This window comes from Actinomadura sp. GC306 (genome assembly GCF_004348665.1).
Taxonomy (GTDB): Bacteria; Actinomycetota; Actinomycetes; order Streptosporangiales; family Streptosporangiaceae; genus Spirillospora.
Genome location: NZ_SMKM01000235.1, coordinates 1 through 10,693, shown reverse-complemented (window position 1 = coordinate 10,693; position 10,693 = coordinate 1). Strand labels below are relative to the sequence as shown.

Genomic DNA, 10,693 nt, shown 5'->3' with positions numbered 1-10,693 from the left:
ACCTAGAAGTGCTCGCCGACGGCACGGCCGCCTCCTGCACAACACCCGACATACCTAGCGAGGTCTCGTGGGCTCTGTCATCAAGAAGCGCCGCAAGCGGATGGCGAAGAAGAAGCACCGCAAGCTGCTGAAGAAGACGCGCATCCAGCGTCGCAACAAGAAGTAGTCGACCGCCGGCAGATCAGCCGTAAGGGGTGGGGCGCACAGTGTCCTCGATGCCCGCCGCCGCGGCCCGTGTCGTCCTCGTCACGGGTGTGTCCCGTTTCCTGGGGGCGCGGGTCGCGAACACCCTGCAAGCCGACCCGACCATCGAACGGGTCATCGGCGTGGACACCGTTCCGCCGGAGCTGCCGCTCGGCCGCACCGAGTTCGTCCGCGTCGACATCCGCACGCCGAGCATCGCGAACATCATCGCCTCGGCCGGTGTCGACACGGTGGTGCACCTCAACCTGGTGACCTCCTCGTCCGTGCCGCGGGCGAAGGTGAAGGAACTCAACGTCATCGGCACGATGCAGCTGCTCGCGGCGTGCCAGCGGTCGCCCGACATGCGCAAGCTCGTCGTGCGGTCCTCGGCCGCGGTGTACGGGTCGTCGCCGATGGACCCCGCCGTGTTCACCGAGCGGGACGAGCCGGTCGAGGCGCCCACGTCCGGGTACGCCAAGGACGCGGTGGAGGTCGAGGGCTACGTCCGCGGCCTGATGCGGCGCCGGTCCGACCTGACGGTGTCGGTGCTGCGGTTCGCGAACTTCCTCGGCCCCGGCGTCGACTCGCCGCTCTCCCGGTACCTGCATCTGCCGGTCGTCCCCACGGTGCTGGGCTTCGACCCGCGGCTGCAGTTCGTCCACGAGGACGACGGCGTCGAGGTGCTGCGCCGCATGACCGTCGAGGACCACCCGGGCTGCTACAACGTCGCGGGCGACGGCGTCCTGCTGCTGTCGCAGGCGCTGCGCCGGGCCGGGCGCCCCTACGTGCCCGTCCCGTCGCCGGCGCACGCGGTCTTCGGGGACGTGGGACGGCGCTTCGCCGGCCTGTCCGGTTTCTCGCCGGAGCTGCTGCGCTGGCTGACCTACGGCCGGGTGATCGACACCACCGCCCTGGGGGACGAGCTGTCGTGGCGTCCGAAGTACGGCTCCGAGGCCGCCTTCGCCGACTTCGCCGAGGCGCACGGCTTCGGCCACGGCCGCATCACCTCGCTGCTCGGACGGCGGTGAACGCTCCGACGTGCGTGAAGGAGAGGCCCCGATGATGAACGCCCACCGCGAGGAGGACGAGGGGGCGCAGGTCATCCACCTCGCCCCGGCCCGCGACGACGACGCGTCCGGCCACGCCGATCGCGGCCCGCTCGAACGCGGCATCGCGTCCGGGCTCGCGTTCCTGCGGCGCCGCCTGACCGGCGAGTACGAGGTGGACGAGTTCGGCTTCGACCCCGAGTTCAACGACACGCTGCTCCTGCCGCTGGCCCGCGCCCTGTACGAGCACTGGTTCCGCGTCGAACTCGTCGGCCTGGACAACATCCCCGAGGGCGGCGCGCTCCTGGTCGCCAACCATTCCGGGACGATTCCCCTGGACGCGCTCATGCTGTCGGTGGGCGTGCACGACCACGCGGGCCGGCACGTCCGGCTGCTCGGTGCCGACCTCGTCTACCAGATCCCGGTGCTCGGCCACCTGTCGCGCAAGGCGGGGCACACCCTCGCCTGCAAGTCCGACGCGGCCCGGCTGCTGTCCAAGGGCGAGCTCGTGGGGGTCTTCCCCGAGGGGTACAAGGGAGTCGGCAAGCCGTTCGCCGAGCGCTACAGGCTGCAGCGCTTCGGCCGCGGAGGTTTCGTCGGCACCGCCCTGGAGGCGGGCGTCCCGATCGTCCCGTGCGCGATCGTCGGCGCCGAGGAGATCTACCCCAAGATCGCGGACGTGCGCCCGCTGGCCCGGCTCCTCGGCCTGCCGTACTTCCCGGTCACCCCGACGTTCCCGCTGCTGGGCCCCGCCGGGCTCGTGCCGCTGCCGTCCAAGTGGATGATCCAGTTCGGCGAGCCGATGTCCCTGGACGAGTACGACGCGGACGCGGCCGACGACCCGATGACGGTCTTCGAGCTCACCGACCACGTCCGCGAGAACGTCCAGCAGATGCTCTACGACACCCTCCTCCGCCGAGGCCCCGCCTTCCTCTGACAGCCGGCTCCGCCGGCTCAGAATCCGATCGCCTCGCGGAGCAGCAGGACGGTGCCGCGCCCAGGCCGCGGTTCGGCGTTGAGGACGAGGATCCGGTTGACGGCGCTGGGCCACCCGTGGGCCAGCTGGGTCCGGGCGGTCTCCAGCGGAAGGCAGTGGTCTTCGACCCGGCGCAGCGCAGTGTTCAGGTCGGGCACCACCTTCTGCGCGCCGACGACCCAGATGGCGCGGGCGGCGCCGCCGGCGCAGCCGGGCAGTTGGCTCCCGCTGCCGGAGGCGATCACGAGGGAGCCGGTCTCGGTGACCGCGTGGACGCTGCTCACGATGACGTCCGGTGCGGAAGCCAGCCGCCGGATGTCGTCCGCCTGGGTGGTGCGGTCCATGGCCAGGACGCGGGGCCGGATGGCCTGGTAGCGCCCGCCGGTGTTGATGTCCTCCTCGATTCCCGACAGGCGGAGGGTCTCGCTGGCCCCGGTGAATACGCCGGCGTCGTCCGGTATCAGGTCCTTGATGCGGGCACGTGCGGTGGCGGCGTCGTCGAGGATCTCCACGGTGAACCCGTTGGCGCTCAGCGCGGCGGCCGCCCGTTCCAAGCGCTGCGCAGGCGCGGGCTCGGTGAACGGCGTGGCCGGCATGGAGGTGGTCATGATGCCTCTGATCTCCCTGTCCGCTGGATGACGTGTTCGTGTCACCGGTTCGACAGGACGGCCCGCCGGAATGTCAGGCGGCGCACCGGGCCTCACATTCCAGTGCGCCGTCCTGTCGAATGGGGGAGGGCAGAAGCGACCAGGGAGCCGTACGCGCCATGACCGACCCGCTGCAGGGACACGACCGGACCGATCCGGGCCTGGACGCGATCATGAGCGAGCGGCGCCGGCTGATCAATCTCGCCTACCGGATGCTGGGCTCGCTTGCCGAGGCCGAGGACGTCGTGCAGGAAACCTACGCCCGCTGGTACGCGATGACCCCGCGGCAGCGGGACGCCATCGAGTCCCCCGGCGCCTGGCTGATGACGGTCGCCGGACGCATCTGCCTCAACCTGCTCTCCTCGGCGCGCGTCCGGCGGGAGACCTACGTCGGCGAGTGGATCCCCGAGCCGCTGCCCGAGCGCACGGAGTGGACCATCGGGCGTCCGGGCGCCGCGGCCCTCGACCCGGCCGACCGGGTCACCCTGGACGAGTCGCTCAACCTGGCCTTCCTGGTCGTGCTCGAATCGATGACCCCGGCCGAGCGCGTCGCGTTCATCCTGCATGACGTGTTCTGCCACCCCTTCGCCGAAGTGGCCGAGATCGTCGGCCGCACCCCGGCGGCATGCCGCCAGCTCGCCTCCTCGGCCCGCCGCCGCGTCCGCGCCGCGCAGCCTTCCGCGACTCCGGCGGCCCAGCGTGCTCAGGTCGTCAGGGACTTCATGCGGGCATGGGAGGCCAAGGACATCGCCGCCCTCATCCGGCTGCTCGACCCCGACGCCACCGCGACCGGCGACGGCGGAGGACTGGCCGTCACTTTCCCGAGTCCCATCGAGGGCGGCGAGCAGATCGCACACGCCTGGGCCGAACTCGCCCACCGCAGAACCGACGACATGGCGCTGCTGGAACGCACTGTGAACGGCCAGCCCGGCCTGGTGGCCGAGCAGGACGGCGCGGTCGTGACCGTGTTCGCGTTCCAGGTGATGGGCGACCGGATCAAGTACATCTGGGTGATACGCAACCCTGAGAAACTCCGCACCTGGACAACGGGTGCCGGGGCGCCATGAGAGCGGTCACAAGATCTCGGCCAGGGCCATGCCGCAGTAGGCGGCGCCGAGCCCGGCGGTGATCGAGATGCCGGCGTTGAGGACGGCCTGGAGGCGGACGCCGTCTTCGACCAGCCGCAGCGTCTCGTAGCCGAAGGTGGAGTAGGTGGTCAGCGCGCCGCAGAACCCGAACCCGGCCAGCGCCGTGAGCCCTTGGCCGGCGGGCAGCGCGGCGAGCAGGCCCAGCAGCCCTGAACCGGCGACGTTGACGGTGAGAGTGCCCCACGGGAACGGGCCATTGTGGCGGGCCTGCACCACCCGGTCGACCAGGTACCGCAGCGGCGCCCCCACCGCCGCCCCGGCCGCGACCAGCAGCACCGCGCTCACGCCCGCCTCACCGCCAGCCGGGTCAGCTTCGCCCCGGTGTAGACGGCCGCCAAGCCTCCGGCCAAGGTGGCGGCGAGGTAGAGCATCCCGGTACCGGCGGCGCCCGCGTCCATGGCCCGTTGCGCCTCGATGACGTGCGTGGAGAAGGTGGTGAACCCGCCCAGCACACCGACGCCCAGGAACGGCCGCACCAGCCGATGCGCCCGCCGCACTTCGGTGATCGCGACCATCAGCACCCCGATGAGCAGGCACCCGGACACGTTGATGCTCCACGTCGCCCACCCGAACGCGTCCGGACGATGGGGGAACGCCACGGTGATCTGGTAGCGCGCCAGCGACCCGAGCACCCCGCCGACCGAGACGGCCGCCAGCGTCGTCCATGACACCCGCCGCGCATTTTCCGGCCCAACGGTGCCATGCGCGTCTTCCCCGGACATCGAACCCCCTGCCTGACGAGATCACAGTAGGAAGGAGGCGAGGGCCAGGGATCACCAGGTGTGCGGGAAGAGCCGGTGCTTGAGAAGGCGGTCGATCTGGACGGCGGCCAGCTCGGCGTCCCCGCAGGGGCACAGGTAACCGCGCCTTCCCCGCGAAGCCTCGTGGTAGGACCAGGTGCGGCCGGGGGTGGCGAGGACGCTGACGATGATGCCGATGTCCTTGGTGGCCTGCGCGTGGACCCAGAGCAGCGGAACGGGGACGGGGAATTCCTCACGGCGGTAGAACTTCTTGAAGCGCCAGTCGCGCGGGGCGAGGGCGGCGGCGAGGTCGTCCAGGTACCGCGCTGCCGTTTCGTGGCCGCGCCGAGTGCGCCACCGCAGCAGGTGGCGTTCCGCCCGGACGGCTAGAGCCCGCACTTCGCCCACGCGATCTTCCCTCCTTCCACCAGCGGCCGGGTTCCCCAGTCGTGGGCGAGACCGGCCACCATGTGCAGGCCCCGTCCGCCCGTCGCCGCGTGGTTCTCTGGCCGCATGACCGGCTGCCCTTCGCCGCCGTCCCAGACCTCGATCATCGGCAGGCCGTCGCGCTCGTCCTGGAACACACGGAGGACGATCGGCCCGTCCCCGTGGACGAGCGCGTTCGTGACGAGTTCGGAGACCAGGAGCCGCCCATCGTGATCGTCGGCGATGCCCCACTCGGCGAACCGCCCGGCGAGGAACCGCCGTGCCATCGCCGGCGCCCGCTCGGTCGGTTCGAGAACGATCGTCGAATCGCATTCGACAGAAACTTCTTTTGTGAATTGATACATCACCGCTCACCCGCGCCCTGTCCGATTTGGACGGCTGATGGCGAAAACGCATTCCGCTTTGCCTGGTTCGGGGGGAACTGTCAAAACGATCGCCTCGAACATCCCAGCCGCCTTTTCTGTTGACCCGTAGCCGAGCATCGCGCAAAGTGTCATGCTGGTGAATGCGTACGCGACGTCACAAGGCGAACTCGGAGCATGGCCCGGCATTCACTGGTCGTCATGGGTCATGACTGGTCATCGGGAGAATTCAAATGCCGCAGCCCCCCAAGCGACTCACCCCGTCGAACAGCGCCCTCGACCTGTTCGGCTCGGAAGTCCGCAGGTACCGTGTACTGGCCAACCAGAGCATCAAGCAGCTCGCGGACAAGATCCCCTACAGCGCGTCCTTCATCGGCGCGGTCGAACGAGCCGAATCCCACTGCGAACGCACCTTCGCCGAACACTGCGACGCCGTCCTCGACACCAAGGAGGCCCTGTCCCACCTACACGACGGCCTGTTCGGCAACAAGAAGGACGGCTTCCCCGAATGGTTCCGCAAGTGGCCCACCGTGGAAGAGGACGCCAGAACCCTCAAGGTCTACAACCCGATAGTCGTCCATGGCCTGTTCCAAACGATGGATTATGCGAACACCCTGCTGTATAACGACGAACACGCGGTAGAGTCCCGAATGGCTCGACAAGCGATCCTGACCCGCACGAGTCCTCCACCACCCCGCCTCGTATACATCCTTCCCGAGTCCGTCCTCTGGTATGACGTAGGCGGCCCACACGTGATGCGACCTCAACTCACCTCTCTTATGGAGGCCGACTCGGCTCATGTCAGCATCCAGATCGTGCCGAGCGGTGCTCGACACCCAGGCAATGAAGGAGAGTTCATGATCGCGACTCTGGCCAGTGGTGAAGAAATCGCTTACGTTGAGACCAGCGCACGCGGGATCATGATGGACGCGCGAGAGGACATCTCCACCCTGAAAGACAGGTTCGAAAGGATCTCCACGCAAGCTCTTCCCACCACGATGAGCATCGACTTGATCAACCGCACTATCGAAGAGAAGTGGGCAGATGGAACTGGAACTAACCTGGCGTAAGTCGAGCCGAAGTGGTAGCTCCGGCGGCTCCTGCGTCGAACTGGCTCAAGTGAAGGATCGTGTAGCTATCCGGGACTCGAAGGATCCTCACGGTCCGGTCCTTGTCGTCTCCCGCGCGGTGTTGCGCGATGCCATCCGTGCTGTGGACGAGTGAGGACGCCGTGGACGAGATGACATGGCGCAAGGCCAGCCGTAGCGGCAGTGACGGCGGTGCGTGCGTCGAGTTGGCCGGTGTGGACGGCAAGGTGGCCGTGCGTGACTCGAAGGATTCCAACGGGCCGGTCCTGATCGTCTCTCGTAGGGCGTTGCGGGACGCCGTTCGGCTCGCGGGCGGGCAACCGGGCTCGTGACCTCGCGCAGGCCGCGGCGGCGTGAGGAACTGGTGACCGTGCTGGTTCCCCACCTGGCCCGCGTGTGCGTGGACCGGGTGACTCGCTGCGGAGGCTCGGTGCGGATCATCGCTCGCACCACGACGCGCGAGGCCGGATGCCCGGAATGCGGATCGAGATCGCGGCGCAGGCACAGCCGCTACGAGCGGCGGCTTGCCGACACCGCGGTCGGCCGGCAGGAGGTGCTGATCGACCTGCGGTTCACCGGTTCCGGTGCAGTACGCCGGCGCCAGGCAATCCTTCGCCGAGCAGGTTCCGGGTCTGACGGTCCGCTACGGCCGCCGCAGTTCCGGGGCCGGTGAAGCCCTGCAGGCGATCGCGCTGGCGCTGGGCGGCCGGGCGGGTGCTCGCCTGGCCGGACGGCTTTGGGGTGCGGTGAGCCGCATGACGCTGACCCGGCTGATCCGCGCCGCCCGAAGCCGCCGTGGATTAGCCTCGTGTGCTCGGTGTGGACGACTTCGCGCTGTGCCGCGGACGTGTCTACGGCTCGGTCCTCATCGACATCACCACCGGCCGGTCGAGGTCCTGACCGACCGCACCGCTGACACGCTGGCGGCCTGGCTGCGGCCCCATCCCGGTGTCGAGATCGTCTGCCGGGATCGGGCCGGAGCCTATGCCGAGGGCATCGCTTCCTTGTTCTGCAGTGGTTGGGGTGATGTCAAGGGCCGCATGCGCCCGCGTGACCGGCCGCCACCACCTGCGTGCGCAGCTCGCACCCGTACAGGCCCGGCCGCCGTCGGTTGCCCCGGCCGCTGTGGGAACGGCGACACAACCAACTGGCCGCCAACAGTTGGTTGCGCAGCGTTCGTGTGTCCGGTCGGTCAAGGAAAACGCCAGTGCGTAGTGGGACCCGACTGGCCCGGACGCCGGCAGCAACGGTGACCGAGGTGCGGTGAGAACTCCACATCACGCCCAAAGCCCCGTAGTTGCCAGGACTCTGCCCGTCCCGTGCCGAGGAACCGAGCTAGGAGTCGTGTTGGCAGCACGATGTGCCCGTTAAGCTTGGCCTGTCACAGCCGTGTACTACTCTTGAGGGCCGGTCCGCGTTGCCTAGCTTCTATGATCTGGGAAAGGCTTCACTCGACGAGCTAATCGCGTGGACCGAATTGCACGCGGCCGGAGATGACCGAAACGAGGCGACAACCCGACTCCACCTCATTGATCAGCTCCTGGTAGAAGTGCTTCGCTGGCCAAGGGAGAGCATCAAGTGTGAGGAACCAGCTGCGACCGGCCGCATCGATTATGCGCTTGGCGCACCCGGTATTCAGTTCATCGTGGAAGCAAAGCGTGAAGGTAAGTACTTTGACCTCCCCGCCGGAGTTGGAACCGGCGTCCATAGTTTGGAAAATATTTGCAGCGGCGAAGAGGGGCGACCTCTTAAGGACGCCCTCATGCAAGTGGCCGAATACGCGGCACGGCACGGAGTTGCACCCGCAGCAGTAACAAATGGTCATCAGTTGGTGCTTTTCATAGCAGCGCGAACCGATGGTGTACCGCCACTAAAGGGCAAGGGGCTGGTTTTCCCAAGCCTGTCTGACATGCGCAGCGACTTCCGATTGCTTTGGGATAACGCTTCTCATCCCGGCGTAGATCAAAAGAGCCTTTTTCGTACCCTTCGTCTGAAGGAAGCTCCACCGCCAGAGCCCCTATCGACACACCTCGCCGCTTACCCTGGAGCAAAGCGTCGTAATAGTCTGCAATCGGGGCTCGATATCCTAGGTGAACTCTTCCTGGAAGATGTTACACGCCTGGAGGATTTGCGTACTGACTTCTTGCGCGAATGCTACGCTTCCAGTGGGGCCCTTTCGCAGTATGCAGAAGTAAGCAAGCAAATCCTCCGCACTCGCTATGCACTGCTGAAGCAGGAGAAAGGCCCCGACGTCTCGCCAGTCGAGGGCAAGAAGGGCCTGAGTGCCAACCTGACGCAGGACATGCTTGCAGCTGCCGTCGCGCGACGCCCAATCGTGCTGCTGGGGGATGTGGGTGTAGGGAAGACGACGTTTATCCAGAGACTCGTGCACGTCGAGGCTGAAGAACTCTTTGAGGAATCACTGTGTCTCTACATTGATTTTGGCGCGTCGACGACGCTGAGCCACTTGGATGCGTTTGTTGTCGAAGAGTCGATTCGCCAACTGAGAGAGTCCTACGGGACCGACATCGAAGAAGCCGCGTTCGTAGAGGCAGTACATCATGGTGCGCTGAATCGTTTTGATAAAGGCGTGTTGGGGCGGCTTAAGGAGATCGATCCACTCGCATACGAGAAGGAGCGTCTCAACCTCCTCCGTCGTCAGGTCGAGGATCGCCCTGGTCACCTTAAAGCGAGTTTGGAACATCTGCGAGCAAGTTGGCGGAAGCAGATCGTTATCTTCCTGGATAATATTGACCAGCGAAGCAGTGAAGATCAGGAACAGGTCTTCCTGATCTCCAATGAACTCGCTCAAACGTGGCCGGCGACGGTTTTCGTCACTCTTAGGCCCGAAACATTCTACCGTTCCAGTAGAAGCGGGACGCTCTCCGGGTATCAAGCCAGGGTCTTCACTATCGCTCCTCCTCGCGCTGATGTCATGCTCCAGAGGCGTGTTGACTTTGCTCTGGCACAGTTGAGAGAGACCGGCCGATTCGGTTCTCTCCCGGCCGGCGTAACCCTCGACAGCGAGAACCTGAAAGTTTTCCTCGATCTCCTCGCAGATAACTTCAGAACTAATGAGGAGCTTCTGGCTCTGATTGATAATCTGGCTGGTGGCAACATGCGACTGGCTCTGCATTTTGTAACAGAGTTTATCGGTAGTGGACATATAGACACGGCAAAGATGCTACGGGCGTTTCAGGAGTCCGGTCGCTACAAGATTCCTCTGCACGAATTTCTACGCGCACTACTCTTCGATGATGGAGTCTACTACGATCCAGAAGCATCCCCGATCGCCAACCTTTTCCAGATAACTCAGCCGGACGGTCGTGAGCACTTCCTGCTTCCTCTTCTCCTGAGCCACACACAAATCCTGGGGGAGCGGATCGGCGAAGAAGGCTACGTATCCGCGGAAGCCCTTTTTGACTTCGCCCAGGAGCTCGGGTTTAGCGTGGACCAGATCACTGCATCACTCGATCATGCCGTGATCAAAAGGCTTCTCGACGCGGCACCTCGACATTCCAACGATAGTCCTAGGCTTCATTACCGCATTACCACCGTGGGTGCCTATACAACCCGAGTACTGCTAGCATACTTCGCGTACGTCGACGCGATCCTCATGGATACACCGATCGTTGATTCTCAATATCGGTCGCTAATTCAAGATGTGCATCATCTTGCCGACCGAGTTGGTCGCAGCGAGTACTTTCGTCTGTACCTTGATCGGCAGTGGCTCAAGGTGGCGGACAGTGGGTTGCCGTGGAGTTGGTCGGAGACCAGCGAGCGCCTTTCTGAGGACATTTATCGAGTTGGACGCCGTGCCGATCCGGAGACTTGGGGCTGGTAAATCTCCGTTACGGCAGATTGCTGCCCCGGAGGGCAGGGACTGTTGCTACTCGGAAGGACCGCAAGGCACGCATAAGCCGTCCGCACCCCAGGTGGCATTACGCGGCGCCGCATCACACCTCACCTCGGCTGAGCCGTGACGAGAAACGGTAAGCCGCGAGAATCTGGCGATGGGTCGTTGGATGCTACGACGGCTTGGGGTGGGGGGTGCCG

General features: G+C 65.8%; 13 protein-coding genes. 8 read left to right on the top strand and 5 right to left on the bottom strand.

Annotated elements, in window-relative coordinates; genetic code table 11:
• Positions 1-67 precede the first annotated feature (67 nt).
• From E1200_RS25880 to E1200_RS25870, 3 genes are read left to right on the top strand one after another with little or no spacing between them, the layout of a single operon-like run.
• Positions 68-166, top strand: a complete 99-nt coding sequence (locus E1200_RS25880; RefSeq protein WP_018654693.1) for an AURKAIP1/COX24 domain-containing protein — start codon at positions 68-70, stop codon at positions 164-166.
• Positions 167-215: 49 nt separating this feature from the next.
• A complete protein-coding gene (locus E1200_RS25875) occupies positions 216-1,211 on the top strand; it encodes an NAD-dependent epimerase/dehydratase family protein (protein ID WP_131954676.1) in 996 nt (331 codons plus the stop codon).
• 31 nt (positions 1,212-1,242) lie between these two features.
• Positions 1,243-2,166 carry a lysophospholipid acyltransferase family protein gene (locus E1200_RS25870; RefSeq protein WP_131954675.1) on the top strand — a complete coding sequence of 308 codons (924 nt, stop codon included), beginning with the start codon at positions 1,243-1,245 and terminating at the stop codon, positions 2,164-2,166.
• A 17-nt stretch (positions 2,167-2,183) separates the two neighbouring features.
• Here E1200_RS25870 and E1200_RS25865 read toward each other — a convergent pair whose 3' ends face one another.
• The gene (locus E1200_RS25865) at positions 2,184-2,813 is read right to left on the bottom strand and encodes an LUD domain-containing protein (protein WP_131954674.1); all 630 of its coding nucleotides are present in this window, start codon (positions 2,811-2,813) and stop codon (positions 2,184-2,186) included.
• Between the two features lie 158 nt (positions 2,814-2,971).
• Here E1200_RS25865 and sigJ point away from each other — a divergent pair, with 158 nt between their 5' ends.
• Positions 2,972-3,919 (top strand): RNA polymerase sigma factor SigJ, encoded by a 948-nt coding sequence (gene sigJ / locus E1200_RS25860; protein ID WP_131954673.1) that lies wholly within the window; start codon positions 2,972-2,974, stop codon positions 3,917-3,919.
• A 6-nt stretch (positions 3,920-3,925) separates the two neighbouring features.
• On the opposite strand, the gene E1200_RS34985 is transcribed toward sigJ, so the two are convergent.
• From E1200_RS34985 to E1200_RS25840, 4 genes are all read right to left on the bottom strand, one after another.
• Positions 3,926-4,285, bottom strand: coding sequence for a CrcB family protein (locus tag E1200_RS34985; protein ID WP_243708834.1), 360 nt, complete (start codon positions 4,283-4,285; stop codon positions 3,926-3,928).
• Positions 4,282-4,671, bottom strand: a complete 390-nt coding sequence (locus tag E1200_RS34980) for a CrcB family protein (protein ID WP_243708833.1) — start codon at positions 4,669-4,671, stop codon at positions 4,282-4,284. Before E1200_RS34980 ends, E1200_RS34985 begins: the two co-directional genes overlap by 4 nt.
• Positions 4,672-4,773: 102 nt before the next feature.
• Complete coding sequence (locus E1200_RS25845; protein ID WP_131954671.1) at positions 4,774-5,148, bottom strand: hypothetical protein; 375 nt, start codon at positions 5,146-5,148, stop codon at positions 4,774-4,776.
• Entirely contained in the window at positions 5,127-5,453 is a 327-nt protein-coding gene (locus E1200_RS25840) for an ATP-binding protein (protein ID WP_165950462.1), read from the bottom strand. The genes E1200_RS25845 and E1200_RS25840 overlap by 22 nt, the downstream gene beginning before the upstream one ends.
• Before the next feature lie 329 nt (positions 5,454-5,782).
• Between E1200_RS25840 and E1200_RS25835 the strand changes: the two genes are divergently transcribed.
• The 4 genes from E1200_RS25835 (at position 5,783) to E1200_RS25820 (ending at position 10,481) form a co-directional block, all read left to right on the top strand.
• A complete protein-coding gene (locus tag E1200_RS25835; RefSeq protein ID WP_131954669.1) occupies positions 5,783-6,619 on the top strand; it encodes a DUF5753 domain-containing protein in 837 nt (278 codons plus the stop codon).
• A complete protein-coding gene (locus tag E1200_RS25830; RefSeq protein ID WP_131954668.1) occupies positions 6,594-6,773 on the top strand; it encodes a DUF397 domain-containing protein in 180 nt (59 codons plus the stop codon). Before E1200_RS25835 ends, E1200_RS25830 begins: the two co-directional genes overlap by 26 nt.
• Before the next feature lie 16 nt (positions 6,774-6,789).
• Positions 6,790-6,969, top strand: coding sequence for a DUF397 domain-containing protein (locus E1200_RS25825; RefSeq protein WP_131954677.1), 180 nt, complete (start codon positions 6,790-6,792; stop codon positions 6,967-6,969).
• A 1,085-nt stretch (positions 6,970-8,054) separates the two neighbouring features.
• Positions 8,055-10,481, top strand: a complete 2,427-nt coding sequence (locus E1200_RS25820; protein WP_131954667.1) for a hypothetical protein — start codon at positions 8,055-8,057, stop codon at positions 10,479-10,481.
• Positions 10,482-10,693: the final 212 nt, after the last annotated feature.